Raw genomic sequence first — 25830 nt, forward strand, 5'->3', positions numbered from 1 at the left:
TCGAGTGAACGTTTTCTTTGAGGAATCAGGCGGTTTGAAGGCGGGCAGCGTGCTGTCGCGCCAAGGCGATGCCTTGCAGGTTGAGTTGCCGGGCGGCCGGCGTACGAAAGTGCGCGCCAAGGACGTGCTGATCGAATTCGCTCAGCCGAGCGCGGCCGAGCTGTTGCAGCAAGCCGATGCGTGCGCGCAGCAGATCGATCTCGACTTTTTGTGGGAGTGCGCGCCCACCGACGAATTCCCGTTCGCGGCGCTGGCCGGCGAATATTTCGGCGAGCAATCGGGACCGGTCGAGCGCGCCGCGCTCGTGCTGCGGATGCAGGGCGCGCCCGTGTACTTCCGTCGCAAGGGGCGCGGGCAATATCAGCGAGCGCCGCAAGAGCAGTTGAAAATGGCGCTGGCGGGGCTCGAGCGCAAGCGTCAGCAGGCGCTCGTGCAGGCCGAATACGAAGAGGAACTCAAGGCCGGCCGCTTGCCCGAAGCGCTGCGCGGCAAGGCGCTCACGCTGCTCACGAAGCCCGACAAGAACACGATCGAGTACAAAGCGCTCGAAGGCGCCGCGGCGGCGCGCGGCATTTCGCAGGCGCGGCTCATGCTCGAGTGCGGCGGCGTTGCGTCCGCCCGGGCGTTGCACGAAGCGAAGTTTCTCTCCGAGTATTTCCCTCACGGCACGGGCTTCCCGGCCGTGACGCCGGGCCCCGTGCCGGACGATCTGCCGACGGCCCATGTCGAAGCATTTTCCGTCGACGACATCACGACGACCGAAATCGACGACGCATTCTCCGTCGAGCTCTTGGCCGAGGATCGCGTGCGCGTCGGTGTCCATATCGCGGCCCCGGCGCTTGGAGTCGTGCGCGGCGATGCCGTCGATGCGATCGCGCGCGCGCGTTTGTCGACCGTCTATATGCCGGGCGACAAGATCACCATGCTCCCCGACGAGGTCGTCGAGGTCTTTACGCTGAAGGAAGGCGGCCTGCGTCCCGCGCTGTCGCTCTACATCATCGTCAATCGCACCACGCAAGAGATCGTCGCCAACGAAACGCGTGCGGAACTCGTGTATGTGAAAAGCAATTTGCGCCACAACACGCTCGACGCCGAGGTGACCGAGGAAGCGCTCGCCGCGGGCAGCGGCGAGTATCCGCATAAGGAAGAGATCGCCCTTTTGTGGCCGCTCGCGCAAGCGTTGTTCGAAAAGCGGCAGGCGGCGCGCGCCGGATACGGCTTGCGGCGAGAGGTGCCGGGCAACACCGATTACAACTTCTACGTCGACGGCGAGCACGTGACCATCACGCCGCGCCGGCGCGGCTCTCCGCTCGATTTGATCGTCGCCGAACTCGCGATTCTGGCCAATTCGACGTGGGGCGCATTGCTGCACGATCACGGCGTACCGGGCATTTACCGGACGCAGCGCACGTTCGCCGCGGCCGGCCCCAAGCGCACGCGCATGCAGACGAGCGCCGCGCCGCACGAAGGGCTCGGTGTCGCGCAGTACGCGTGGAGTACGTCGCCGCTGCGCCGTTATGTCGACCTCGTCAACCAATGGCAATTGATCGCCTGTGTTCAGCATGGCGTCGCGGCCAAGCTCGTCGCACCGTTCAAACCGAAGGATGCCGATCTGTTCGCCGTCGTGCAGGGCTTCGACGATACCTATACGGCATATGCCGACCATCAGCGGCGCATGGAGTACTTCTGGTGTCTGCGCTGGCTCACGCAGGAGAACAAGAAGGAAGTCGTGGCGGCGGTGGTGAAGGGCGATCTCGTGCGCCTCGAGGACGTGCCGCTGCTGCTTCACGTGCCGGGACTCGGCGTACACGCACGCGGCACGCGCATCGTGCTCGAGGTGATGTCGGTCGATGAATTGACGGTCGAGGCATCGGTGCGGCCCATTCGCGTCCTCGATGCACCGGGAGCGAATGCGGGTGCGGCCGAGGAGGAAGAAGGCGAATTCGTGGAGTCCGCGGACGCTTCCGCCGAAAGCGAGGAGGAGGCGCGTGCGGAGGACGGCGTACCGAACGACGCGGCCGATGGCGCCGATGCAGGCGGCGGCGGGATCGACGAGAACGTGCAAGAGGGCATTACGCACCCGACACAGGTGACGCAATGAGTGCGACGAACGATCGATCGTCCGACGGCGCTCAACCGGTCGCGCCTGCTCAAGCGGGTTGGGATCTGTATGCGGTGATCGGCAATCCGATCGCGCACAGCAAGTCGCCGATTATCCATTCGCGCTTTGCCGAGCAAACCGGAGAACGCGTCGAATATCGGCGTCTGCTCGCCCCGGTCGACGGTTTTGGCGAAACCGTGCGCGCGTTCGTTGCCGCGGGCGGACGTGGGCTCAACGTGACGGTGCCGTTCAAGCTCGAAGCGTATGCGTTGGCCAACCGGCTTTCGCCGCGCGCCGCCGCGGCGGGCGCCGTCAATACGCTTCGCTTCGACAGCGACGGCATCTACGGTGAGAATACCGACGGCATCGGCCTCGTGACCGATATCGAAATCAATCTGAAGGTCCGTCTCGCCGGTGCGAGCATCTTGCTGCTCGGCGCGGGCGGCGCGGCTCGTGGCGCCGTGCTGCCGATGCTCGAGCGCGGTCCGCGCAAGTTGACCATCGTCAATCGAACGGCGGCCAAGGCCGAAGCGCTCGTCGAGGCGTTCGCGCAAGCCGCGCGCGAGGCCGGCTGTGCGTTGTCGGGCGGCGCGCCCTCGGCCGTGGAGCCGATGCCGTACGACGTCATCGTCAATGCGACGGCGGGGTCGCTGACCGCCGAAGTGCCCGAATGCGACACGCAGGCGTTCGGACCCGATACGCTCGCCTACGACATGATGTACGGCGCTCAGCCCACCGTATTCATGCAGCATGCGCAGGCGCTCGGGGCGAGGACTTCCGACGGGCTTGGCATGCTCGTCGAACAAGCGGCCGAGTCGTTCCTGGTGTGGCGCGGCGTGCGGCCCGCGAGCGCGCCGGTGCTGACCGAATTGCGCGCAATGCTGGCCGCGCAGAACTGATACGTCTCGCACGGGCGACGGCGGCGAGCGTGCGAATAGTCGAGACGCATCGATGACGAAAACGAAAAAGCGGGCGGGGAAAGGCGTCGGCGGTTGGGTGCTGTATGCCGTCGCGGTGAGCGCCTTCGCTTGGGTCGCGACGCAGGCCTATTATTTCGGGCAGATCGCCGTGTGGAGTGTCGTCGACCCGAGTTCCACGGCGTTCATGCGCGCCGATGGGTGGCGGCTCGCGCAGGATCGTCCGGATCTCGCCATCGAGCACCAGTGGGTATCGTACGATCGCATCTCCCGAAATCTGAAACGCGCGATCATTGCGTCCGAAGACGCGAACTTCGTCAACAACAACGGCTACGAGACCGACGCGATCCTACAGGCGTGGGAGAAGAACAAAAAGCGCGGCAAGATCGTGGCGGGGGGCTCGACGATCTCGCAACAGCTCGCGCGCAACTTGTTTCTCTCGCGGCAAAAGAGCTATCTGCGTAAAGGGCAGGAGCTCATCATCACCTGGATGCTCGAAACGCTGCTCGACAAAGAGCGCATCTTCGAGATCTATTTGAATTCGGTGGAGTGGGGCAACGGAGTCTATGGCGCGCAAGCGGCCGCGCGTTACTACTATCGCTCGTCCGCGGCGCAACTGACCGCTTGGCAGTCGGCGCGGCTTGCCGTCATGTTGCCGAACCCGCGCTATTTCGATCAACACCGCGCATCCCCGTATCTCTCGCAGCGCTCCGGTGTGATTGCGCGGCGCATGGGCGCCGCCGAATTGCCGCGCTAAGCGCGGCCATCGAAACTGCCGCTCAATTGTCGTCCCAATAGGGCACGCTTTCGCCTTCGCGCGAGACGAATCTGAACCCCTTCGGCTTCTCGCCGGGCGCCCCCGGAAATTCGGCAAGAATTCCGAATTTGCCCGAGTCGGGATACTCCGCGATCTCGGGCATCATCTTCGTGCTCACCGCGAGATATTTCAATTCGACGTCGCCTGTGTTCGCGATCTGGTGCGCCGTCTCGGCGCCGCCGGGCGGACAGGCGATCACGTCGCCCGCGCGAATCGGATGGACAGTGTCGCCGATGCGAACTTCACCCGCGCCTTCGAGCACGAAAAACATTTCCTCGTTGACCCGATGGTTGTGAAACGGGAATGCGCGCTTGCCGGGTGCCAGCGCCGTCACGTTGTAGCCGAGTTTTTGCGCGCCGATCCGGGGCCCGATCGCGCCCATGCGCGGCGCGTAGCGATCGCTCATCGATTCGGGTGGCGCAACGCCGGGCGGTAGCGGGGACAATTCAATGTCGGCCAAATTAATGATGGGTTTCATGAGTCGATCCTTGTAGGGACGGCGTCGGATGAGGGTCGGCATAAGTTTAGCGGCAAGCGCGCAGCTTTCGTCGAAGGCGTGCGGAGCCTTGCTGAATAAGGGGTTCAGGCCATGCGCGGGGAGCGTCGCGCATCGTGTTTCGGCCCTTCCAGATGTGACCAAGTCTCAATATATGAGCAGGCCATTCAAATGTTGGAGCATTCCTCAAGGCGTGCCTACAATTCGTCGCGAGCGGTCGAGAAGGCCGCGTGGCGAAATACCCCGATTGAAGCGATTCGAGAGCGAAGCATCTCACCCGCAAGGAGACGCGCCCGATGATTGCCCCTGAAAACGACCTGGCCCATCCGCTAACGATGGGCGACGCCCCCGAGCCCGAAGCCGGTCGCTCTGTCCCCGAGCCTTTTCCGATGTCGGGTTCGCCTCTCGAGATCAACGAGTCGCAGGCCGGCACGCAAACGCTGCTGCGCGGCCTCGCCATCATCGAAGCTTGCGCCAACGGCGCCCGCGATATGCGCGCGTTCGCCGCGGCGCTGGGCACTACGCGCAGTACGACCCACCGCCTGGTAAGCAGCCTCGTCCAAGCGCGTTATCTGCGCAGCGGTTCGAACGGCTATTTCATCGGGCCGAAACTCATCGAACTGGGCACGATCGCGCTCGAGCAAATGCCGCTGACCGCCGTGGCGCGTCCGCATCTCGAGCGCTTGTCGGACGAGACGCTCGACACGATCCACCTCGGCGTGCGCGATGGGGACGACGTCCTATACATCGACAAGATCGGGGGCAAGCGCGGGCTCGAAATGCGCTCGTGTATCGGCCATCACATGGCGCTCGCCTCGACCGGGATCGGCAAGGCCCTCATGCTCGATTCGTCGCCGCAGACTTGGGGTGTGCTTTACGACGCGGCGAAGCGCTCGGTCACCACCGAGCGCTTCAATCAAGATACGCGTCCCGACAAGCCCGTATTCATGCAACGGATGGTTCGCTATGCGGCGGGCGGCTACGCGTTCGATCTCGAGGAAAACGAGGTTTCGATTCGCTGTGTCGCCGCGCCGATTCGGGATGCCTCCGGGATGATCATCGCCGCCGTTTCCGTGGCGAGCACGGTCCCCTATATGCCGCTCGAACGCATGGATGAATTGGTGCCGATCGTGCAACGCGAAGCGCGCGCGATCTCTGAAGAACTTGGCTATGTCGCGCCCGGTGCGCGTCGCATTAAACGATGAGCGCTGTGCAAGCTTTGACCGCCCGACCGGCTTTGATCGGCCTCGACTGGGGTACGACGGCCATGCGTGCCTATCTATTCGATGCGCTCGGCAACGTCGTCGACTCGCGCGCATCGGACGAAGGGATCATGCGCTTGCCCGAGCCGGGCGGATTCGAGGCGGCGTTCGAATCGGCTTGCGGCGCGTGGCTCGCGTCGTCGCCGAACTTGCCCGTGATCGCGGCGGGTATGGTGGGTAGCGCGCAAGGCTGGTGCGAAGCGCCGTATGTCGATGTCCCGGCCGACGCCTCCGCGCTGGTTGCGGGCATCGTGGAAGTCGTCACCTCGCGAGGCGTCAGGGTGCGGATCGTGCCTGGCGTCATCGAACGCGGCGACCTCCCGAACGTCATGCGCGGCGAGGAAACGCAAATCGTCGGCGCACTCGCAAGCGACGCGATCGCCGCAGCCGCGCGGACGCTCGTGGGTCTGCCGGGCACGCACGCGAAGTGGGCCATCGTGCGCGGCGAGCGAATCGAATCGTTTCATACGTTCATGACGGGCGAGCTGTATGCGGCGCTACGCGACCATACGATTCTCGGGCGCACGATGGCCGAGCCCGTCGAACCCGACACGCAAGCCTTTTTGCGTGGCGTCACGGTGGCCAAGCATGCGCAGCGCGCCGGCCTGCTCGCGACGATCTTCAGCACACGCACGCTCGGTCTTACCGGCGCGCTGAGCAGCGAGCAGCAGCCCGATTATCTGTCGGGACTTTTGATTGGACATGAATTGAGCGGACTTGCCGCGCTGCTCGAATCGCGCGATGCGGCGCTCGCCGACGAGGCGCCGCGCCTGATCGGCAGCGCCGCGCTATGCGAGCGCTATCGGCTGGCGCTGGCCGAGTTCGGCTGTGGGCGGGCGAGCGTGGTTGAGGCCGCGGCCGAAAGCGGATTGTGGCGTATCGCGACCCAAGCGGGGCTCGTGCAGCGCCACGCGGCGGTCCGGGCAAGCTGAGTGCGGCCGATCTCGCCTCCGATGAATCGTTAGCAAGCTGAATGAATTAGGCATCCGATATGCAAACCGAATTCGATCTACCGAAGCCCTATCATCCTCATACACGTTTCATGGCCGCATTCGAGGCGTGCGCATTGATCGCGATTTTGCGCGGCATCACGCCGAGCGAGGTCGTGGCGCACGGCCAAGCGCTATACGACGCAGGGTTCCGCATCGTCGAGGTGCCGCTCAATTCGCCCGATCCGCTCGCGAGCATCGCCGCCTTGCGCAAGGTGCTGCCGGCCGATGCGATCGTCGGCGCGGGCACGGTGTTGCGGACCGCATTCGTCGAAGACGTGGCCCAGGCGGGCGGCGAACTCGTCGTCATGCCCCACGGCGACATCGAAATCATTAGGACTGCGAAGGAAAAAGGCATGGCTTGCGCACCCGGCGTGGCGACGCCGACCGAAGCGTTCGCCGCGTTGGCGAGCGGTGCCGACGTCTTGAAGATGTTCCCGGCGGAGCAGTTGGGCGCGCATGTCGTCAAAGCGTGGCGCGCGGTGATCGCAAAACGCATTCCGCTGGTGCCGGTGGGCGGCGTCACCCCGGAGAACATGCACACGCTCGTCGCCGCGGGCGCGAGCGGCTTCGGTCTCGGATCGGCGCTGTATCGGGCCGGCCAAGATGTCGATACGACCGCCGCGCATGCCCGCGCGTTTGTCGCGGCTTGGCGCGACGTGCGCGCAGGAGCGTCGCGGTGAACCGGCTGGCGGGCAAGGTCGCGATCGTCACGGGAGCCGGTCGCGGGATCGGCGAGGCGATCGCACGTGCGTTTGCCCGCGAAGGCGCCGCGACGGTGCTGGCCGAACTCGATCTCGACGCGGCGCGCCGTGTCGCCGAACGCATCGAGGCCGAGACGCCCGGGGCGCGCGTGCTGCCGGTGCAGACCGACGTAACGCGGCCGGCCTCGGTGTGCGACGCGCGCGATGCGGCAGAGCATGCGTTCGGCCCCATCGACGTGCTGGTGAACAACGCCGGCATCAATGTGTTTTGCGATCCGCTCACGATGAGCGACGACGATTGGCGGCGTTGTTTCGCCGTCGACCTCGACGGTGTTTGGAACGGTTGCAAGGCGGTACTGTCAGGCATGGTGGAGCGCGGGCGCGGCAGCATCGTCAATATCGCATCGACGCATGCGTATCAGATCATTCCGGGGTGCTTTCCGTATCCCGTCGCCAAGCACGGCGTGCTCGGTCTCACGCGCGCGCTGGGGATCGAATACGCGGCCCGGCAAGTGCGCGTCAATGCGATCGCGCCGGGCTATGTGGAGACACAGCTCACGCACGACTGGTGGAATGCGCAGCCCGATCCCATAGCCGCGCGCGCCGAGACGATGGCGTTGCAGCCGATGAAGCGCATCGCGCAACCTGAGGAGGTGGCGATGACGGCGGTGTTCCTCGCCTCGGACGAGGCACCGTTCATCAATGCGACATGCATCACGATCGATGGTGGGCGTACCGCGCTGTACCACGATTGACACGATTGACTGGAAAGATCGATTTGCTCGTTCCGCGGCAGCTTCGCGGGGCGATTCGCAAACCGGATGGCGCACTGGCCGCGTGAGCCATCCGACATAGACGAAGCGGCCGAACGCTCAATCAGACAGGAGACAAACCTCATGAAGCGCAAAATTTTCCTCACGCTCGTCGCCGCCGCGGTGACGTCGATGGTTGCAGGCGTGCCGGCCGCCCAAGCCGCCGATCCGGTCAAGATCGGCTTCCTCGTGAAGCAACCTGAGGAGCCCTGGTTCCAAGACGAATGGAAGTTTGCCGAGATGGCCGCGAAGCGGGACGGTTTTACGCTCGTGAAGATCGGCGCGACCTCGGGTGAGAAGGTGATGAGCGCGATCGACAACTTGCACGCCCAACAGGCGCAAGGTTTCATCATCTGCACGCCCGACGTGAAGCTCGGACCCGGCATCGTCGCGAAGGCGAAGGCCGACGGGTTGAAGATGATGACGGTCGACGACCGTCTCGTGGACGGCAGCGGCAAGCCGATCGCGAGCGTGCCGCACATGGGCATCTCGGCCTATAACATCGGTCAACAAGTCGGCAAGGGCATCATCGACGAAATCAAGAAGCGCGGCTGGGACATGAAGGACGTCGGCGCGATCGACGTGACCTACGAGGAATTGCCGACGGCGCATGATCGCACGCAAGGCGCAACCGACATTCTCCTCGCGTCCGGCTTCCCGAAAGCGAACGTCATCGCCGCGCCGCAAGCGAAGACCGATACGGAAAACGCGTTCAACGCCGCGAACATCGCCATCACGAAGAACCCGCAGTTCAAGCACTGGGTGGCGTACGGCCTGAACGACGAAGCCGTGCTCGGCGCCGTGCGCGCAGCCGAAAGCCGCGGCTTCAAGGCCGACAACATGATCGGCATCGGCATCGGCGGTTCGGACTCGGCGCTGAACGAATTCAAGAAGCCGCAACCCACGGGCTTCTTCGGCTCGGTCATCATCAGCCCGAAGCGCCACGGCGACGAGACGTCGGAAGATATGTACAAGTGGATCACGACGGGCAAACAGCCGCCGCTCCTGACGCTCACGACGGGGATGCTCGCCACGCGGGACAACGTAGCGAAGGTGCGTGAAGAGATGGGGCTCGCCGCGAAGTAATGCGGCGTGGCATGCCGGGCCGGTGCTCACGGGCGCCGGCCCGGATGACCCTTCAGTGCGAGGATAGGTGAGATGTCTGCAACGTTGCGATTTGACAATATCGGCAAGGTTTTTCCGGGCGTGCGCGCGCTCGACGGCGTATCGTTCGACGTCCAGGCCGGCCAAGTGCATGGCCTGATGGGCGAAAACGGCGCGGGCAAGTCGACGCTGCTCAAGATCCTTGGCGGCGAGTATCAGCCCGACTCCGGCCGCATCATGATGGACGGCAAAGAGGTGCGCTTCCCGAGCGCGGCGGCCTCGATCGCGGCGGGTGTCGCCGTGATTCACCAGGAGTTGCAGTACGTTCCCGATTTGACGGTGACGGAAAATCTGCTGCTCGGCCGGCTGCCGAGCGCATTCGGGTGGGTGAACAAGCGCGGCGCCAAACGCTTCGTGCAGGAGCGGCTTGCGCAGATGGGCGTCGATCTGGACCCCAACGCGAGACTCGGGCGGCTGTCGATCGCGCAGCGGCAGATGGTCGAAATCTGCAAGGCGCTGCTGCGCAACGCGCGCGTGATCGCGCTCGACGAGCCTACGAGTTCGCTGTCTCACCGCGAGACCGAAGTGCTCTTCAAGCTCGTACGCGAATTGCAGGCCGACGGCCGCGCGCTCATCTACATCTCGCACCGGATGGATGAGATCTACGAGCTCTGCACCGCATGCACGATCTTCCGCGACGGGCGCAAAGTGGCATCGCATCCGTCGCTCGCCGAAGTGGCGCGCGACACGATCGTCAAGGAGATGGTCGGGCGCGAAATTTCGGACATTTACGGTTACCGCGCGCGCCGGCAAGGCGAGGTGCGGCTTGCGGTCGATGCGCTCGAAGGTCACGGGTTATCCGCGCCTGCGAGCTTTTCGGTGCGGGCGGGCGAAATCGTCGGCTTCTTTGGGCTCGTCGGCGCGGGGCGCAGCGAATTGATGCGGCTCGTGTACGGCGCCGAGAAACCGCGCGGCGGACAGCTCACGCTCGACGGCGCGCGAGCCGACGTGAAAAGTCCCGGTCATGCGATTCGCAAGGGCATCGTGCTGTGTCCCGAAGACCGTAAGGAAGAGGGCATCGTCGCGATGGCGTCGGTGGCCGAAAACATCAACATCAGTTGCCGTCGCCACGATCTGCGCGCGGGTCTCTTTCTCAATCGCAAGAAAGAGTCGGAAACGGCGGACCGCTTCATCAAGCTGCTCAAGATCAAGACGCCGAATCGCCGGCAAAAGATTCGCCTGCTCTCCGGCGGCAATCAGCAGAAGGCGATTTTGTCGCGTTGGCTCGCGGAACCCGATTTGAAGGTCGTCATTCTCGACGAGCCCACGCGCGGAATCGATGTCGGCGCGAAGCACGAGATCTATAACGTCATCTACGAGCTGGCCGAACGCGGCTGCGCGGTGGTGATGGTGTCGTCCGAACTGCCGGAGGTACTGGGCGTCGCGGATCGCATCGTCGTTATGCGCGAAGGGCGAATCTCGGGCGAACTCGCGCGCAGCGAGGCGAGCGAACCCGCGCTCTTGGAACTGGCGCTGCCGCAGGGCGGACGCGCGGCACGCGAGGCGGCATAAAGCGCTCGGCGTCGAACTCGGCGCGAGCGCAATAAGAGCCGGACACGGAACGGATGCAACGAAAACCCGTCGCGAACGACGGTGAAGGAGTCAGGACATGCAAGCAAGAGAAAACCTCGTCGAGGCAGGCGCCAAGCGCGCGGCCGAAGCGTTGATCCCGCAGCCGAACGATCGGCAAAAGTGGTGGCAGCAGGTCACCGAGTACAGCCTCATTTTGATTTTCGCCGTCATGTTCGTGACGACGTCGCTGACCGTCGATCACTTCTTCTCGATCGACAACATGCTCGGCTTGGCGCTGTCGGTCTCGCAGATCGGCATGGTGGCTTGCACGATGATGTTCTGTCTCGCGTCGCGCGACTTCGACTTGTCCGTGGGCTCCACGGTCGCATTCGCGGGCGTGCTGTGCGCGATGGTGCTCAACGCGACGAACAATACGTTCCTCGCGATCGTGGCAGCGGTTGCGGCCGGCTCCGTGATCGGCTGGGTCAACGGCGCCGTCATCGCCTACCTGCGTATCAACGCGCTGATCACGACGCTCGCGACGATGGAAATCGTGCGCGGTCTGGGCTTCATCGTCTCGCATGGGCAAGCCGTGGGCGTGTCCTCGGACACGTTCATCGCGCTCGGCGGACTGACGATGTTCGGCGTCTCGCTGCCGATCTGGGTCACGCTGATCTGCTTCATCGTGTTCGGCGTCCTGCTCAATCAAACGGTATACGGCCGCAATACGCTCGCGATCGGCGGCAACCCGGAGGCTTCGCGCCTCGCCGGGATCAACGTCGAGCGCACGCGCGTCGTGATCTTCTTGGTTCAAGGCGCGGTGACGGCGTTGGCCGGCGTGATTCTCGCGTCGCGCATCACGTCGGGCCAGCCTAACGCAGCGGAAGGCTTCGAGCTGAACGTGATCTCGGCCTGCGTGCTCGGCGGCGTATCGCTGCTCGGCGGCCGGGCGACGATCTCGGGCGTCGTGATCGGCGTGCTCATCATGGGCACGGTCGAGAACGTCATGAACCTGCTCAATATCGACGCGTTCTATCAATACCTCGTACGCGGTGCGATCCTGCTCGCGGCCGTGCTGCTCGATCAGCTCAAGAATCGCGGCTCGCGCGATTGATCGATTGAACGATGGTGGCGTTCCGAGCCCGCGCATCGAAGGCGGGCTTTCGCTCTAACGGAGAAAATTCACGATGTCGCTTCCGGATCATCCGCAACTAGGCCCCTATGCGCGCTACCCGAGCCTCGTCGGCCGAACCGTGTTCATCACGGGCGGCGCGACCGGCATCGGTGCGTCGTTCGTTCAGCACTTCGCGTTGCAAGGCGCACGCGTGGCGTTTTGCGATATCGACACGAGCGCGGGGCAAGCGCTGGCCGACGCGCTCGGCGACGCGCGCGAAAAGCCGCTCTTTCTCACCTGCGACGTGACCGATATCGAGGCGCTGCGCGGCGCGATCGCCGATGCGCAAAGCGCGCTGGGCCCGATCAACGTACTCGTCAATAACGCGGCCAACGACGTACGCCATGCGCTGGCCGACGTTACGCCCGCCTCTTTCGATGCCGGCATCGCCGTCAATTTGCGGCACCAGTTCTTCGCCGCGCAAGCGGTCGTCGAGGACATGAAGCGTGCGGGCGGCGGCTCGATCATCAATCTGGGCTCGATCAGTTGGATGCTCAAGCAAGGCGGCATGCCGGTCTATTTGACGTCGAAGGCCGCGATTCAAGGTCTCACGCACGCGCTGGCGCGCGACCTCGGCCCATTCGGCATCCGCGTGAATGCGCTCGTGCCCGGCTGGGTCCTGACCGAGAAGCAGCGCAAGCTGTGGCTCGACGAAGCGGGCAAGCGCGCATTGAAGGAAGGGCAGTGCCTCGACGGCGAACTGATGCCCGAGGATCTCGCACGCATGGCGCTGTTTTTGGCGGCTGACGATAGCCGCATGGTGACGGCGCAGGAATTCATCGTCGACGGAGGTTGGGCATGAACGCCCCGCGCTTCGATGCGACGCTGGCCGTACCGGCGCAATGCGCGTTGGGCGAGGGGGCGACGTGGTGCTCGCGCTCGGGGCGCTTTTATTGGACCGACATCGAAGGCGCCTGCCTTTATCGCTTCGACCCGAGCACCGGCGAGCGGACGAGTTGGTCGATGCCTGAGCGGTTGGCAACGTTTGCCTTGTGCGCCGATCCCCAATACCTGCTGCTCGGCCTCGCGACGTGTCTCGCGTTCTTCGATTCTACGACGCATGAGATCCGGTCGATCGTCGAAGTCGAGCCCGGGCTCCCCACGCGCCTGAACGACGGACGCTGCGACCGGCAAGGACGCTTCGTCTTCGGTACGAAATACGAGGGGACGGGCGGCGACGTGGTGGGCGGCTTTTACCGGCTCGATCACGATTTGTCGCTCACGCGGTTGCCGTTGCCGACGCCGGCCATCTCTAACAGCATCGGTTTCAGCCCCGACGGCACGACGATGTACTTTTGCGACTCGCCTTCGCGCGAGATTCTCGCGTGCGACTACGGCGCTGACGGGACTGTCGGCGGCGTTCGCGTCTTCGCGCGGTTGACCGATGCCGACGGCGTGCCGGACGGATCGACGGTCGATGCCGAGGGTGGGCTCTGGAATGCGCAGTGGGGCGGCAGCCGCCTCGTGCGTTACGGGGCCGACGGCGTCGAGACCGAGCGGGTGAGCGTGCCGGTGAGCCAGCCGAGCTGCGTCGCGCTGGGCGGCCCGGAGTTGGGCACGCTTTATGTGACGACTGCGCGCGTCGAACTCGATGCGGCTGCGCTCGAGGCGCAACCGGAAGCGGGCGGCATCTTCGCGGCGCCGAGTGCGCGGCGCGGATTGCCCGAGCCGGTGTTTCAGGGGCGGTGGCGGTAAACCCGGAGGATCTGGATTAAACCGAACGTATCGCCAAGGGTCAAAGGCGGCAAAGACACGCCTTCGCATATCGCCATGCCGGCGTTGCCGGCCCGGCGCCTCTCGACGGAGTCGATCATGAGCGCAGCCAATACCGATGCCCTCGCCGCGCGTGCGTCCGACACGGGCCGATCACGTGCCGATACGCGCAACACGCGCGCGCAAACGCGCAATGCGAAGCTGGCCGCGATCGTCCAGCCGGTCCGCCCGGGGCCGGGCACGTCGGCGATCGCACGCGGCGGCGCCGACGCGGCTCGGCGCGCCGAGTTGACTCTCGCCAACGAACATTTGCGTGTCGATTTGGCGCCATCGCAAGGCGGCGGCATGACGCGCTTCGATTGGCACGGCGACGGCAATGCGCCGACGCCGATTTTCCGCGGGCGCGATGCGGCACGCGACGAGGTCGATCCGAATGCGCTCGCTTGCTATCCGCTCGTGCCGTTTTCGAATCGGATCGGCGGCGCGCGTTTTCAGTTCGAGGGGCGTGAGGTGGCGGTGCCCCGCAATCGTGCCGACGAGCGGTTACCGATTCACGGCGACGGCTGGCTGCGGGCTTGGCGCGTCGCGGAGCGCGGCGATACGCACGCGACGCTCGTGCTCGAGCGCGAACGGGCCAAGCCGCATGCCTATCGCGCAACGCTGCGTTATGCGCTCGATGCGGCGACGCTAAATGTGACCCTCTCCGTCGAAAACGCCGGGCGCGACCCATTGCCGTTCGGGCTCGGCTTGCATCCGTTTCTCGCGCGCGACGCCGATACGCGGCTGTCCGCCGCCGCGAGCGGCCTTTGGCTGTCCGGGGACGACTGGTTGCCCAAGCGCCACGTGCCGGTGCCGCCGGCATGGGTCTTCGGCGTAGCGTATCCGCTACCCGATGCGCTCGTGAACCACGCGTTCACGCAATGGAGCGGTAAAGCCTCGGTGGTCTGGCCGAGCAGGCGTCTGTCGCTGACGATCCAAGCGGACGCCGATTACTACGTGCTCTACACGCCGCCCGGCGAAGATTTTTTTTGCTTCGAACCGGTCGATCATCCGATTAACGCGGTCAATCTGCCGGGCGGTGCATGCGAGCATGGGATGACCGTGCTTGCACCGGGCGAGCGCCTGACGCGCGAGTTCCGCTTCACGGTCGAGCCGGTGGGGCGGTAGCCGGGAAGGCGAGAGAGGCGCTAGCCGTGACACCGACCGGTTAAAATACGCATCCTTCTCGCCATCGGCGCGCGCGCCATCTTCGTCATGTCCAGCTCTTACTCGTTCGTTCGCTCGCTCCACGATGCCTGGCAGCGCACGAACTCGCTTCTGTGCGTCGGCCTCGACCCCGAGCCGTCGCGTTTTCCCGGCGCGTTCGCGGGGCGCGCCGACAAGATCTTCGAATTTTGCCGCGACATCGTCGATGCGACGGCGCCGTTCGCCAGCGCATTCAAGCCGCAGATCGCTTATTTCGCCGCACATCGCGCCGAGGACCAACTCGAGGCGTTGATCGCGCACGTTCACGAGAAACATCCGGGGTTGCCCGTGATTCTGGACGCCAAGCGCGGCGACATCGGCACTACGGCCGAGCAGTACGCGCGCGAGGCATTCGAGCGCTATCGGGCCGATGCCGTGACGGTCAACCCCTACATGGGTTTCGATTCGATCGAACCGTACCTGGCGCATGAAGGCAAAGGCGTGATCGTGCTCTGCCGTACCTCGAACCCCGGCGGCTCCGATTTGCAATTCCTCGAAACGGGCGGCCGGCCGCTTTATCAGGTAGTCGCTTCGCTCGCCGCCGAGAAATGGAACGCAAGCGGACAGCTGAGCTTGGTCGTCGGTGCGACGTTCCCGAAGGAAATCGAGGTCGTGCGCGGCATCGTCGGCGATATGCCGCTTCTGATTCCGGGCATCGGCGCGCAGGGCGGAGATGTCGAAGCGACGGTGCGCGCCGGGCGCACCGCGGCGGGAGAGGGCATGATGATCAACTCGTCGCGTGCGATTCTCTATGCGGGCAAGGACGAGAACTTCGCGCGCGAGGCCGCGCGCGTCGCGCAAGAAACGCGCGACAAGATCAACGCCTATCGGTGAACGCCGCCGACGACGGGCGCGGGGCCTCGTCTCAGCGCTCGTTTTCGTCGATATGCTTGAGCAGGCCGCGCAGCGCGTGCGCGGCGGCTTGAGCGCGGATCTGTTCGCGATCGCCCTTGAAGACGACCGTTTCGGCCGACGTTTCGAGGCGATTGCTCCAAGCGAAGCACACCATGCCCACCGGCTTGGTTTCCGTGCCGCCGCCCGGGCCCGCGACGCCCGTGGTGGCGAGCGACACCTGCGCGCGGCTATTGCGCAGCGCACCTTCCGCCATCGCACGCGCGACGTTCTCGCTGACGGCCCCGTGCTTGTCGATGAGCTCGGCCGGCACGCCGATCATTTCCGTTTTCGCTTGATTCGAGTAGGTCACGAAGCCGCGCTCGAACCATCCGCTGCTGCCCGAGATATCGGTGACGGCGGTAGCGATCATGCCGCCCGTGCACGACTCGGCGGTCGCAAGTAGCAGGCGCATCTCGCGCAACTTGTTGCCGACGCGTACGGCGAGTTGATGAACGACGGAATCGGTGGGCATTGCGAGGCTCTCGGCTGGGCGAAGGTTGCGTGGCGCCGGTTGACCCGGCGATCAGAACGTCATGCGCCACAAGGCGATGACGAGCAGCGAGAAGAAAGCGGCGACCAGATCGTCGAGCATGATGCCGAAGCCGCCTTTGACGCGGCGATCGAAGAAGCGGATCGGCGGCGGCTTGACCATGTCGAAGAATCGGAAGACGACGAACGCCCCGAGTTGGCCGGCGAACGTTTCGGGCGTGACGAAAACGAGCACGAGCCAAAACGCGACGATTTCGTCCCAAACCACGGGGGAGGGATCGTCCATGCCGAGCTTACGCGCGGTGAATCCGGTCATGTAAATGCCGGCGATGAAGCCGACGACGATAAGCGCGGCCCATTCGATGACGGTCAGGCGCCCGTTGAGCGCGGCGAACGAAGCCCAGGCGAACAATGTTCCCACGGTGCCCGGCATGATGGGCGAGAGCCCGCTGCCGAAACCGAGCGAGAACCAATGCAGCGGGTGCGAAAGCATGAAGCGCGCGGTTGCGCGGCGCTTCGTGCGCGGCGCGTTGGCGACGGCGGGGGACGGGCCGCCGGGAAGCAGAGGATCAGGTTGCATCGAAATGGTCGAAGCCGTGCAGCGTCAAGGAAAGCGGGGCGTGAGCGCCGTCGTGCCATGCAATGGTCGGCTCGTCGGTCGCATGACGCAGGGCGCTAATTGTACCGATCCGCGTCACCGCGACGTTCGCGCGTCCGCCGGCATCGGCGATGGCCTCGCGCGCGTGCGGCGGCGCGGTGAACAGGAGCTCGTAGTCGTCTCCGCCGGCCAGCGTGCAGCGCCGCTGCGCATCGAGCGGCAGCTTGCGCAGCGTGCTCGAGCGCGGAATCGCGTCGACGTCGATCGACGCGCTCACGTTCGAGCGTTCGAGGATATGGCGCAAGTCTCCAGCCAGGCCGTCCGATACGTCGAGCGCCGAATGAGCGAGGCCACGTAGCGCGAGACCGAGTGCGATCCGCGGCTCGGGCTGCTCGAGCGCATGGCGCAGCGACGCCTCGTCGCTCGCGTCGAACAGGCCCGCGGGCCATTCGCCGCGCAAGACGCCGAGCCCCGCCCGCGCGTCGCCGAGCGTGCCCGACACCCAGATGTCGTCGCCGCCTCGCGCGCCGTCGCGGCGCAGCGCGGCGTGCGCGGGCACATCGCCGAAAATCGTCACGCACAAGTTCAACGGTCCGCGCGTCGTATCGCCGCCGATCAGCTCGCAGCCGAATCGGTCCGCGAGTGCGAACAAGCCGTCGGCGAACGCTTCGAGCCAGGCTTCGTGCGGCGTCTCCAGCGCGAGCGACAGCGTGAACGCGCGCGGCTTGGCGCCCATCGCGGCGAGGTCGGACAGGTTCACGGCCAGCGTCTTGTGGCCGAGCGCCCGCGGATCGACGTCGGGCAGGAAATGGCGGCCTTCGACTAGCATATCCGTCGAAACGGCCAGCATCTCACCCGCATCCGGTGCGATCAAGGCACAGTCGTCGCCGATCCCGAGCGCGGCGCTAGCCGGACTCAGGCGTGCGCGCCGCGCGAAGAAGCGCTCGATCAGGGCGAACTCGGAAAGGGGCATAAATAGGTGCGGTCAAGGTGAGCGATTGCGACGACGCGGGAGTGCCCGGCACACCCGTCCGGACGGACCAGGCAGTCGGGGGCGGTGGCGAATGGCGCTACAATGCGTCGAACACTCATTCTAATCCGCGTAACACCCAAACAGACTGGACTCACGAACCTCATGTCTACGAATCCCGCTGCCGCCAAGGCGAAGCTGCGCGAAGCCGCGCTCGATTATCACGAATTTCCGTCGCCCGGCAAGATCGCCATCGCGCCGACGAAACAGATGATCAACCAGCGCGATCTAGCGCTAGCGTATTCGCCCGGGGTCGCCTTCGCTTGCGAGGAAATCGTCGAGAATCCGCTGAACGCGGCACGCTTCACGGCACGCAGCAATTTGGTCGGCGTCGTGACCAACGGCACCGCGGTGCTCGGCCTCGGCAACATCGGTCCGCTGGCGTCGAAGCCGGTGATGGAAGGCAAGGCCGTGCTGTTCAAGAAGTTTGCCGGCATCGACGTCTTCGACATCGAGTTGAACGAATCCGATCCGCACAAGCTCGTCGACGTCATCGCCGCGCTCGAACCCACGTTCGGCGGGATCAATTTGGAAGATATCAAGGCGCCCGACTGCTTCATCGTGGAGCGCGAGTGCCGCAAGCGGATGAAGATCCCCGTCTTCCACGACGACCAGCACGGTACGGCCATCGTGGTGGCGGCCGCCGTCACGAACGGCCTGAAGGTCGTCGGCAAGGACATCGCGAAGGTCAAGCTCGTCGCCTCGGGCGCCGGCGCGGCCGCGCTTGCATGTCTGGATTTGCTGGTCGACTTGGGCTTGCCGATCGAAAACATCTTGGTGACGGACTTGGCCGGCGTGGTCTACAAAGGCCGCACCGAGTTGATGGACCCCGACAAGGAGCGTTTTGCACGCGAAACGTCGGGGCGTACCCTCGCCGAGGTGATCGAAGGCGCGGATATTTTCCTCGGCTTGTCGGCGGGCGGTGTGCTCAAGCCCGAGATGGTCAAGGGGATGGCGGCCAAGCCGCTGATCCTGGCGCTTGCCAACCCGACGCCGGAAATCTTGCCGGAGCTTGCGCTGGAAGTGCGGCCGGACGCCGTGCTCGCGACGGGGCGTACCGATTACCCGAATCAGGTCAACAACGTCCTGTGCTTCCCGTTCATCTTCCGTGGCGCGCTCGACGCCGGCGCGACGACGGTCACGCGTGAAATGGAAATCGCGGCGGTCAATGCAATCGCCGAGCTCGCGCGGCAAGAGCAAAGCGACATCGTCGCGACAGCCTACGGTATCCAGGATCTGTCGTTCGGACCGGAATATTTGATTCCGAAGCCGTTCGATCCGCGTCTGATCGTGAAGATCGCACCGGCCGTCGCCCAAGCCGCGATGGATTGCGGTGTCGCGACGCGGCCGATCGAGGACATGGACGCGTACAAGCAGCATTTGCAGCAGTTCGTCTACCACAGCGGTACGACGATGAAGCCGATCTTCCAGCAGGCGCGTAGCGTCGAGCCGGGCAAGAAGCGCATCGTGTTCGCCGAAGGCGAGGAAGAGCGCGTGCTGCGCGCCGTGCAGATCGTCGTCGACGAAAAACTCGCCAAGCCGATCTTGATCGGCCGCCCGGCGGTGATCGAGCATCGCATCGAGCGCTATGGGCTGCGGCTTACGCCGGGTGTCGATTTCACGGTTGTGAACACCGAGCATGACGAGCGTTATCGCGATTTTTGGCAGACCTACTACAAGATGATGTGCCGCAAGGGCATCAGCCAGCAGTTGGCGAAGGTCGAGATGCGCCGGCGCACCACGCTGATCGGCTCGATGCTCGTCAAGAAGGGCGAGGCCGACGGCATGATTTGCGGCACGATCTCCACGCCGCATCGCCATTTGCACTTCATCAATCAAGTGATCGGCAAACGCGAGGGTTGCACGGTGTTCGGGGCAATGAACGGTCTCGTGCTGCCCGGCCGTCAGATCTTCCTCGTCGATACGCACGTCAACGTCGATCCGACGCCTGCCGAATTGGCCGAAATCACGATCATGGCGGCCGAAGAAGTGCGCCGCTTCGGTATCGAGCCGAAGGTTGCACTCGTCTCGCATTCGAATTTCGGTACGAGCAACGCGCCCTCGGCGCAAAAGATGCGCGATACGCTCGAGTTGATCCGCGAACGTGCGCCCGATTTGCAGGTGGACGGCGAGATGCACGGCGACGTCGCACTCGACCCGGCGCTGCGCCGGGAGGTGTTGCCGGAATCGACGCTCGAAGGCGAGGCGAACTTGCTCGTGCTGCCGAACATCGATGCGGCGAACATCGCCTACAACCTGCTCAAGACCGCCGCGGGCAACAATATCGCGATCGGGCCGATCTTGCTTGGCGCGGCCAAGCCCGTGCACGTGCTCACCGAATCGGCGACGGTGCGACGCATCGTCAACATGACGGCCTTGCTCGTGGCCGACGTGAGCGCGGCAGGGCGCTAACGCGCTCGATCGGGGCGGCAAAGAAAAAACGGCGTGCCCGTTGCGGGCACGCCGGGGGCGAAAAGAGAGGCTGCCGCCCCAAATGCGTGAAACGACGATTTCCGATCGCCGCGGCGAGGAGGCAAAGACTCGCCGCACCGGTTACCGTCGGACCGGATCTTATCTTGCGGTGGGTGAAAATTTATCTTGAGCAAGATAAATAGGACCATCGGAAATCCCGCAAAACGCAGCTAAACCTTTCATTTTCCACACAAAGATTGCGTCCGAGGGCCGTTAGGGATACCCTTACACTTTTCGTGGTCGTTCACTTTCGATCGAGCAGCAGGAACTCTGGCCGATGACACGCGCGGGAACACGCGAACGAGCAGCTCAGTGGCTTCGTCACGGTGCTATCGCGGCCTTCGTGGCCGTAGCCGGTTGGTCCGGCATTGGCCTGCCCGGCGGGCCGGTCGCTCCGCCCGTGGCGTTGGCGCGCGAGGTGCCGAGTTCGTCGGCGGGCGCGGCAGGCACGATCGAGCCGACGCAATTGCCGCCCGAGGCGCAAGCCACCTTGAAGCTGATCGCAGCCGGCGGCCCCTATCCGTACGCAAAGGACGGCGTCGTGTTCGGCAATTTCGAGCGGATGCTGCCACCGCACCGGCGCGGTTACTACCATGAGTACACGGTCCCCACGCCGCGAGCGAGAAATCGCGGCGCGCGCCGCATCGTTTGCGGCGGGCCCCCGGGGCGGACCGATAACTGCTTTTATTCAGACGACCACTACAACAGTTTCAAACGCATTGTTGAATGACATTGGGATGAACGGCATGAGCGACAACGTCTACGCGCACGAAACCGCAGTCGCGACGGATCTGTTCGCGGCCGGCGACGGCAATCTTTTTCAGCGCGTCATGCAACTGCGCATGACCGAGCACGGTCAGGGCGCCGAGGGCGACGCGGCATCCCGGCATTCACCGAGCGAGGAGCCCATGAGCCTTTTCGCGACCGTGCGACCGAACATCGTCCAATCGATCCGGGCGTTTCGCGTCCAAGATCTCGCCGACGAAGCAGCGCGGCTCGAGCAGCACTTCCTTTTTGCCTATTGCGGGCAAGCTGCCTCGAAGCAGGAAGTGCTGGAAACGATCGCCACGTCGTTCCTGTTTCCGAAGCATTTCGGCAAGAACTACGACGCGCTCTACGATTGCCTGACGGATCTAGTGCATAAGGCCGGCGCGCAGCCTGGCTTCGTCATCGTTCTCGAAGGGCTGCCGATCGCGCAAAAATTCGACAAGGAAGGGCGCGAAACGCTGCTCGACGTGTTCCGCGAAGCGGCCGAGTTCTGGGCCGAGCGCAAGGTCGCGTTCCGCGTGTTCTATTCGTTTGCCTGATCGCCGGTAGGCCCATGGCGCGCGACCGTGCGTCCGCGCCGCCGCTTTCGCGTTCATCATCGGGCCCGCCTTTGCGCGGGCCTGTGTGTTTCTTACTTGCTTCACCGCCGCATGCGGGCCGCGTTTCACCATCCGCCCCAGCGCGCGGCGAGGGCGGCCAGCACCGCCATCCCGGCCGTCTCCGTACGCAATACGCGCGGCCCTAGCGAGAGCGCGGCAAATCCGTGCGCGAGCGCCGCCTCTTCTTCCTCCGGTGCCAGCCCACCCTCCGGTCCGATCAGCAAGACAACGCCGGTTGGCGGGGGCGAGACAGGCAAGGATGCGAACGCCGTCTCAGCGCGCGGCGAGAGCATGAGGCGCATCGCACCGCCTTCGGCCGGCGCGGGCAATGCCTCCAGCCATTTCGACAAATCGCAAGCGGGATCGACCTCGGGAACGCGATTGCGCCCGCACTGCTCGCAGGCCGCTCGCACGATGCCTTGCCAGTGCGCATGCCGACGGCTCGCACGTTCGCCCGACAGTCGCACCACCGATCGGGCCGTTACGAGCGGCGTGACTTGGGTGACCCCGAGCTCCACGGCTTTTTCGATAAGCCAGTCCATTTTGTCGCCGCCGGCGACCCCTTGAGCAAGCGTGATGCGATACGGCGGCTCCGCCTCGACGGACTCGAACGCCCCGATCCGCGCCACTGCGCTGCGCCGGCCGATCTCGACGAGTTCGGCCTCGTGCTGACCGCCGCGACCGTTGAACAGCGTCAGCGAATCGCCTGCCGCGAGGCGCAGCACTTGGACATGACGAGCGACCTCGTCGGGCAACGCGAGCACGTCCCCGGGCGCAAAGGGAGAATCGACGAAAAAGCGGGGCATAAAGCGGCGTTCGTAAATCGGTGAAAAAGCGTCGGTGAAAAAGCGGTGGGCCGTCAGCCCAAAACGGCGCGGATGGCGCGCGGTAGGGCGAACAGCGCCGGGTGCAGCGCGGCGTCATAGTAGCGCAAGCCGTCGATACCGCGGGCCGTGAGCCGCTCGTCGATGTCGTGTTTGAACAGCGAGGCGGCGTCGAGCGTGTCGCTCGCCAGTGCCATGAGCCAGAGCGATCCGTATAGCGGTACGAATGCGGACATCACGTGCACCATCGAAAAGCGTTCGCGCAACCCGCGTACGAGCGCGCCGGCCCGCTCGAGATGAAATTGGGCGGAACCGAGATGCATCGACAACATCGCCCGCGGCGCCAACACCGATTTCAACCGTTCGTAAAACGGGGCCGTGTAGAGTGCCGAGGCGGGCGAGTCTGGCGGCGTCAAGTCGAATACGACGAGATCGAACCGTTCAGTCGTCGTCTCGACGAAACGGGCGGCGTCGCCGATAACCAGTTGGACGCGCGGATCGTCGAGCGCGCCGTGATGCACGTCCTGCAAATGTTCGCGTGCCATGCTGACGACGGCCGCGTCGAGTTCGGCCACGACGATCCGCTCGATGCTCGGGTGCGCGAGCAGTTGCCTCGCCGCGCCCCCATCGCCGCCGCCGAGCACGAGCGCCTTGCGCGGCGCCGGATGAGCGAGCGCCGCGGGATGCACCATGCACTCGTGATAGACGAATTCGTCGCCCACCGAGGTCATCGGGCGCGCATCGAGCGTAAACAGTAGCCCGAGCTGCGCGGTATCCCACACCTCGATGCGCTGGTACGGCGAATCGACCTGCGCCACGGGGCGTGCATCGGGGAAACCGTAGACGGCGCCGGGCGCGGGATGAAAAAGAAGGGGCGGATCGGTCGGGGAAGACACGGCGAGATGGGTGCTTGCAATCGGGTCGCAATGCTCGAATTATAGAACCGCGCTAGGGGCCACCCGGATTGCATTGGCCGGTGCGGTTCGGCAAGCGGACGGGCGCCATCTGTTAGAATGGCACGCTTTGCAGCCTGTCCGTTTGCTCCCTTCGTGTCGCGCCGCGGCAGGTGCCCCGCCCGCGCGGGCGGCGGTCGAATACGAGCAGCGGTCCATTGCGCGCCACGCTTTCTCGACTCGTTCTCCGGACTCGACATGACGACCTCGTCTCCCGCTTCCACCGCTCTCATGGCGAACGCGATCCGCGCGCTCGCTATGGATGCCGTCCAACAAGCGAACTCAGGCCATCCCGGCATGCCGATGGGCATGGCTGAAATCGCCGTCGCCCTTTGGGCGCGACATCTGAAGCACAACCCGCTCGACCCGCATTGGGCCGACCGCGACCGTTTCGTGCTGTCGAACGGCCACGGCTCGATGCTGCTTTATTCGTTGCTGCACTTGACCGGCTACGATCTGCCGCTCGCGGAGCTCAAGAACTTCCGTCAATTGCATTCGAAGACGCCGGGCCACCCCGAATACGGCATCACGCCGGGCGTCGAGACGACCACGGGCCCGCTGGGTCAAGGTCTCGCGAACGCCGTCGGCATGGCGTTGGCGGAATCGCTGCTCGCCGCCGAGTTCAACAAGGCGGACGCCAAGATCGTCGATCACCACACCTACGTGTTCCTCGGCGACGGCTGCTTGATGGAAGGCATTTCGCACGAAGCCTGCTCGCTCGCGGGCACGCTCAAGCTGAACAAGCTGATTGCGCTCTACGACGATAACGGGATCTCGATCGACGGCCACGTCGAATATTGGTTTGCCGACGATACGCCCAAGCGCTTCGAGGCTTACGGCTGGAACGTCATCCGCCATGTGGACGGGCACGACGTGCAAGCCATCGATGCGGCGATCGCCGAAGCCAAGCGCGCGAACAAGCCCACGCTGATCTGCTGCAAGACGGTGATCGGCAAGGGCGCGCCCACGAAGGCGGGCGGCCATGATGCGCACGGCGCACCGCTCGGCGCGCAGGAAATCGCGGCGACGCGCGAAGCGATCGGCTGGAAGTGGGAGCCGTTCGTCATTCCGGAAGAAGTCTATGCGGCATGGGACGCGAAGGAAGCGGGCGCGGCGCGCGAAGCGCAGTGGAACGACGCGTTCGCGCAATACCGTGCCAAGTATCCGCAAGAGGCGGCCGAATTCGAGCGCCGCGCAAGCGGCAAGCTGCCCGCCGATTGGGCGGCGAAGGCGCAAGCGATCATCGCCGGTGCGAACGAGCGGGCCGAGACGGTCGCCACGCGCAAAGCATCCCAGCAAACGATCGAAGGCCTCGCCGCGGCGCTGCCCGAGTTGCTCGGCGGCTCGGCCGACCTGACGGGCTCCAATCTCACGAACTGGAAGGCGAGCAAGCCCGTGCGCACGGGCGAGCACGGCATCGAGTGGGGCAACCACATCAATTACGGCGTGCGCGAATTCGGTATGAGCGCCGCGATCAACGGCATCGCGCTGCACGGCGGCTATAAGGCGTTCGGCGGCACGTTCCTGACGTTCTCCGATTACAGCCGCAACGCGCTGCGCGTTGCCGCGTTGATGAAGTCGCCTTCGATCTTCGTGTTCACGCACGATTCGATCGGTCTCGGCGAAGACGGTCCGACGCACCAGTCCGTCGAACACGTCGCCAGCCTGCGCCTGATTCCAAACCTGCACGTCTGGCGCCCGTGCGACACGGTCGAAACGGCGGTGGCCTGGACGCAGGCGATCGAATATCAAGGTCCCTCGTGCCTGATTTTCAGCCGCCAGAACCTGCCGTTCGCGCCGCGTAGCGATGCGCAGATCGCCAACGTCGCCAAAGGCGGCTATGTGCTGCGCGATTGGAACGACGAAATCGTCGCGCGCAAGATCATTCTGATTGCGACGGGCTCGGAGATCGAACTCGCGCTGAACGCCGTCGAGCCGCTCGCGCAGCAGGGCATCGCGGCACGGGTCGTCTCGATGCCGGCGACGAGCGTGTTCGACCGCCAGGACGCCGAGTACCGCGAGCGCGTGCTGCCCAAGGGCGTGCGCCGCGTGGCCATCGAAGCCGGCGTGACCGACTTCTGGCGCAAGTACGTCGGTCTCGAGGGCGGCGTGATCGGGATCGATACGTTCGGCGAATCGGCCCCGGCCGGTGTCCTATTCAAGCATTTCGGCTTTACCGTGGAGCACGTTGTCGCAGCGGCCAAAGCGGCGCTCGAGTAACGATAGACTCGCGGGAAGACGCAATACGGCTTCCCGATGCATCGCGAACGCGGCCCTCGCTTCGCCATGCGCCGGGA

The 25830-nt window shown here is 64.9% G+C and carries 24 protein-coding genes; 18 read left to right on the plus strand and 6 right to left on the minus strand.

The annotated features are described in order from the left end of the window. Positions 1–4 precede the first annotated feature (4 nt). From AB1286_RS15135 to mtgA, 3 genes are read left to right on the plus strand one after another with little or no spacing between them, the layout of a single operon-like run. Positions 5–2101 carry a ribonuclease catalytic domain-containing protein gene (locus AB1286_RS15135; protein ID WP_430364028.1) on the plus strand — a complete coding sequence of 699 codons (2097 nt, stop codon included), beginning with the start codon at positions 5–7 and terminating at the stop codon, positions 2099–2101. Next, a complete protein-coding gene (gene aroE / locus AB1286_RS15140) occupies positions 2098–3000 on the plus strand; it encodes a shikimate dehydrogenase (protein ID WP_430364029.1) in 903 nt (300 codons plus the stop codon). Before AB1286_RS15135 ends, aroE begins: the two co-directional genes overlap by 4 nt. Before the next feature lie 52 nt (positions 3001–3052). After that, on the plus strand, positions 3053–3775 hold the full coding sequence (mtgA, locus tag AB1286_RS15145) for a monofunctional biosynthetic peptidoglycan transglycosylase (RefSeq protein ID WP_430364030.1): 723 nt from the start codon (positions 3053–3055) through the stop codon (positions 3773–3775). Between the two features lie 22 nt (positions 3776–3797). Here the strand turns inward: mtgA and AB1286_RS15150 are convergent, their stop codons facing one another. After that, positions 3798–4313 carry a cupin domain-containing protein gene (locus AB1286_RS15150; RefSeq protein WP_430364031.1) on the minus strand — a complete coding sequence of 172 codons (516 nt, stop codon included), beginning with the start codon at positions 4311–4313 and terminating at the stop codon, positions 3798–3800. 314 nt (positions 4314–4627) lie between these two features. Between AB1286_RS15150 and AB1286_RS15155 the strand changes: the two genes are divergently transcribed. The 11 genes from AB1286_RS15155 (at position 4628) to pyrF (ending at position 15740) form a co-directional block, all read left to right on the plus strand. After that, positions 4628–5536, plus strand: coding sequence for an IclR family transcriptional regulator (locus tag AB1286_RS15155; RefSeq protein ID WP_430364032.1), 909 nt, complete (start codon positions 4628–4630; stop codon positions 5534–5536). After that, on the plus strand, positions 5533–6525 hold the full coding sequence (locus AB1286_RS15160; protein ID WP_430364033.1) for a 2-dehydro-3-deoxygalactonokinase: 993 nt from the start codon (positions 5533–5535) through the stop codon (positions 6523–6525). Before AB1286_RS15155 ends, AB1286_RS15160 begins: the two co-directional genes overlap by 4 nt. A gap of 59 nt (positions 6526–6584) precedes the next feature. Beyond that, positions 6585–7265, plus strand: a complete 681-nt coding sequence (locus AB1286_RS15165) for a 2-dehydro-3-deoxy-6-phosphogalactonate aldolase (RefSeq protein WP_430364034.1) — start codon at positions 6585–6587, stop codon at positions 7263–7265. Then, complete coding sequence (locus AB1286_RS15170) at positions 7262–8041, plus strand: SDR family oxidoreductase (protein WP_430364035.1); 780 nt, start codon at positions 7262–7264, stop codon at positions 8039–8041. The genes AB1286_RS15165 and AB1286_RS15170 overlap by 4 nt, the downstream gene beginning before the upstream one ends. A gap of 141 nt (positions 8042–8182) precedes the next feature. Then, on the plus strand, positions 8183–9184 hold the full coding sequence (locus AB1286_RS15175) for an arabinose ABC transporter substrate-binding protein (protein ID WP_430364036.1): 1002 nt from the start codon (positions 8183–8185) through the stop codon (positions 9182–9184). 72 nt (positions 9185–9256) lie between these two features. After that, positions 9257–10774, plus strand: a complete 1518-nt coding sequence (gene araG, locus AB1286_RS15180) for an L-arabinose ABC transporter ATP-binding protein AraG (protein WP_430364037.1) — start codon at positions 9257–9259, stop codon at positions 10772–10774. 97 nt (positions 10775–10871) lie between these two features. Further along, entirely contained in the window at positions 10872–11888 is a 1017-nt protein-coding gene (araH, locus tag AB1286_RS15185; RefSeq protein WP_430364038.1) for an L-arabinose ABC transporter permease AraH, read from the plus strand. Positions 11889–11961: 73 nt separating this feature from the next. Continuing rightward, positions 11962–12750, plus strand: a complete 789-nt coding sequence (locus AB1286_RS15190; protein ID WP_430364039.1) for an SDR family NAD(P)-dependent oxidoreductase — start codon at positions 11962–11964, stop codon at positions 12748–12750. After that, a complete protein-coding gene (locus AB1286_RS15195; protein WP_430364040.1) occupies positions 12747–13643 on the plus strand; it encodes an SMP-30/gluconolactonase/LRE family protein in 897 nt (298 codons plus the stop codon). The genes AB1286_RS15190 and AB1286_RS15195 overlap by 4 nt, the downstream gene beginning before the upstream one ends. A 117-nt stretch (positions 13644–13760) precedes the next feature. After that, a complete protein-coding gene (locus AB1286_RS15200; protein WP_430364041.1) occupies positions 13761–14828 on the plus strand; it encodes an aldose 1-epimerase in 1068 nt (355 codons plus the stop codon). A gap of 87 nt (positions 14829–14915) precedes the next feature. Then, positions 14916–15740 (plus strand): orotidine-5'-phosphate decarboxylase, encoded by an 825-nt coding sequence (pyrF, locus tag AB1286_RS15205; protein ID WP_430364042.1) that lies wholly within the window; start codon positions 14916–14918, stop codon positions 15738–15740. A gap of 31 nt (positions 15741–15771) precedes the next feature. Here pyrF and AB1286_RS15210 read toward each other — a convergent pair whose 3' ends face one another. Genes AB1286_RS15210 through thiL form a run of 3 tightly spaced genes read right to left on the minus strand, consistent with a single transcriptional unit; the run spans position 15772 to position 17860 of the window. Beyond that, positions 15772–16272, minus strand: coding sequence for a CinA family protein (locus AB1286_RS15210; RefSeq protein WP_430364043.1), 501 nt, complete (start codon positions 16270–16272; stop codon positions 15772–15774). Between the two features lie 51 nt (positions 16273–16323). Then, positions 16324–16869 (minus strand): phosphatidylglycerophosphatase A family protein, encoded by a 546-nt coding sequence (locus AB1286_RS15215; RefSeq protein WP_430364044.1) that lies wholly within the window; start codon positions 16867–16869, stop codon positions 16324–16326. Next, positions 16859–17860, minus strand: coding sequence for a thiamine-phosphate kinase (gene thiL / locus AB1286_RS15220; RefSeq protein WP_430364045.1), 1002 nt, complete (start codon positions 17858–17860; stop codon positions 16859–16861). Before thiL ends, AB1286_RS15215 begins: the two co-directional genes overlap by 11 nt. 162 nt (positions 17861–18022) lie before the next feature. Between thiL and AB1286_RS15225 the strand changes: the two genes are divergently transcribed. From AB1286_RS15225 to AB1286_RS15235, 3 genes are all read left to right on the plus strand, one after another. Next, positions 18023–20329 (plus strand): NADP-dependent malic enzyme, encoded by a 2307-nt coding sequence (locus tag AB1286_RS15225; protein WP_430364046.1) that lies wholly within the window; start codon positions 18023–18025, stop codon positions 20327–20329. A 337-nt stretch (positions 20330–20666) separates the two neighbouring features. After that, on the plus strand, positions 20667–21119 hold the full coding sequence (locus AB1286_RS15230) for a ribonuclease (RefSeq protein WP_430364047.1): 453 nt from the start codon (positions 20667–20669) through the stop codon (positions 21117–21119). A 16-nt stretch (positions 21120–21135) separates the two neighbouring features. Beyond that, complete coding sequence (locus AB1286_RS15235) at positions 21136–21696, plus strand: barstar family protein (RefSeq protein WP_430364048.1); 561 nt, start codon at positions 21136–21138, stop codon at positions 21694–21696. A gap of 125 nt (positions 21697–21821) precedes the next feature. Here AB1286_RS15235 and AB1286_RS15240 read toward each other — a convergent pair whose 3' ends face one another. After that, complete coding sequence (locus AB1286_RS15240) at positions 21822–22562, minus strand: 16S rRNA (uracil(1498)-N(3))-methyltransferase (protein WP_430364049.1); 741 nt, start codon at positions 22560–22562, stop codon at positions 21822–21824. A gap of 53 nt (positions 22563–22615) precedes the next feature. Further along, on the minus strand, positions 22616–23476 hold the full coding sequence (speE, locus tag AB1286_RS15245; protein WP_430364050.1) for a polyamine aminopropyltransferase: 861 nt from the start codon (positions 23474–23476) through the stop codon (positions 22616–22618). 255 nt (positions 23477–23731) lie between these two features. Here speE and tkt point away from each other — a divergent pair, with 255 nt between their 5' ends. Continuing rightward, positions 23732–25753 carry a transketolase gene (tkt, locus tag AB1286_RS15250; RefSeq protein WP_430364051.1) on the plus strand — a complete coding sequence of 674 codons (2022 nt, stop codon included), beginning with the start codon at positions 23732–23734 and terminating at the stop codon, positions 25751–25753. The last annotated feature ends 77 nt before the right edge of the window (positions 25754–25830 follow it).

The sequence above is a fragment of the Trinickia sp. NRRL B-1857 genome (assembly GCF_050470685.1).
GTDB lineage: Bacteria > Pseudomonadota > Gammaproteobacteria > Burkholderiales > Burkholderiaceae > Trinickia.

Excerpts from the sequence above, each read along its gene's own strand:
- AB1286_RS15160 (WP_430364033.1), top strand. The coding sequence starts at position 5,533 with ATGAGCGCTGTGCAAGCTTTGACCGCCCGACCGGCTTTGATCGGCCTC.
- tkt (WP_430364051.1), top strand. The coding sequence starts at position 23,732 with ATGACGACCTCGTCTCCCGCTTCCACCGCTCTCATGGCGAACGCGATC.
- AB1286_RS15215 (WP_430364044.1), bottom strand. The coding sequence starts at position 16,869 with ATGCAACCTGATCCTCTGCTTCCCGGCGGCCCGTCCCCCGCCGTCGCC.
- pyrF (WP_430364042.1), top strand. The coding sequence starts at position 14,916 with ATGTCCAGCTCTTACTCGTTCGTTCGCTCGCTCCACGATGCCTGGCAG.
- araG (WP_430364037.1), top strand. The coding sequence starts at position 9,257 with ATGTCTGCAACGTTGCGATTTGACAATATCGGCAAGGTTTTTCCGGGC.
- mtgA (WP_430364030.1), top strand. The coding sequence starts at position 3,053 with ATGACGAAAACGAAAAAGCGGGCGGGGAAAGGCGTCGGCGGTTGGGTG.
- AB1286_RS15190 (WP_430364039.1), top strand. The coding sequence starts at position 11,962 with ATGTCGCTTCCGGATCATCCGCAACTAGGCCCCTATGCGCGCTACCCG.
- araH (WP_430364038.1), top strand. The coding sequence starts at position 10,872 with ATGCAAGCAAGAGAAAACCTCGTCGAGGCAGGCGCCAAGCGCGCGGCC.
- AB1286_RS15150 (WP_430364031.1), bottom strand. The coding sequence starts at position 4,313 with ATGAAACCCATCATTAATTTGGCCGACATTGAATTGTCCCCGCTACCG.
- AB1286_RS15235 (WP_430364048.1), top strand. The coding sequence starts at position 21,136 with ATGAGCGACAACGTCTACGCGCACGAAACCGCAGTCGCGACGGATCTG.
- AB1286_RS15230 (WP_430364047.1), top strand. The coding sequence starts at position 20,667 with ATGACACGCGCGGGAACACGCGAACGAGCAGCTCAGTGGCTTCGTCAC.
- AB1286_RS15225 (WP_430364046.1), top strand. The coding sequence starts at position 18,023 with ATGTCTACGAATCCCGCTGCCGCCAAGGCGAAGCTGCGCGAAGCCGCG.
- AB1286_RS15175 (WP_430364036.1), top strand. The coding sequence starts at position 8,183 with ATGAAGCGCAAAATTTTCCTCACGCTCGTCGCCGCCGCGGTGACGTCG.
- AB1286_RS15240 (WP_430364049.1), bottom strand. The coding sequence starts at position 22,562 with ATGCCCCGCTTTTTCGTCGATTCTCCCTTTGCGCCCGGGGACGTGCTC.
- AB1286_RS15195 (WP_430364040.1), top strand. The coding sequence starts at position 12,747 with ATGAACGCCCCGCGCTTCGATGCGACGCTGGCCGTACCGGCGCAATGC.
- thiL (WP_430364045.1), bottom strand. The coding sequence starts at position 17,860 with ATGCCCCTTTCCGAGTTCGCCCTGATCGAGCGCTTCTTCGCGCGGCGC.
- AB1286_RS15165 (WP_430364034.1), top strand. The coding sequence starts at position 6,585 with ATGCAAACCGAATTCGATCTACCGAAGCCCTATCATCCTCATACACGT.
- AB1286_RS15155 (WP_430364032.1), top strand. The coding sequence starts at position 4,628 with ATGATTGCCCCTGAAAACGACCTGGCCCATCCGCTAACGATGGGCGAC.
- AB1286_RS15200 (WP_430364041.1), top strand. The coding sequence starts at position 13,761 with ATGAGCGCAGCCAATACCGATGCCCTCGCCGCGCGTGCGTCCGACACG.
- AB1286_RS15210 (WP_430364043.1), bottom strand. The coding sequence starts at position 16,272 with ATGCCCACCGATTCCGTCGTTCATCAACTCGCCGTACGCGTCGGCAAC.
- aroE (WP_430364029.1), top strand. The coding sequence starts at position 2,098 with ATGAGTGCGACGAACGATCGATCGTCCGACGGCGCTCAACCGGTCGCG.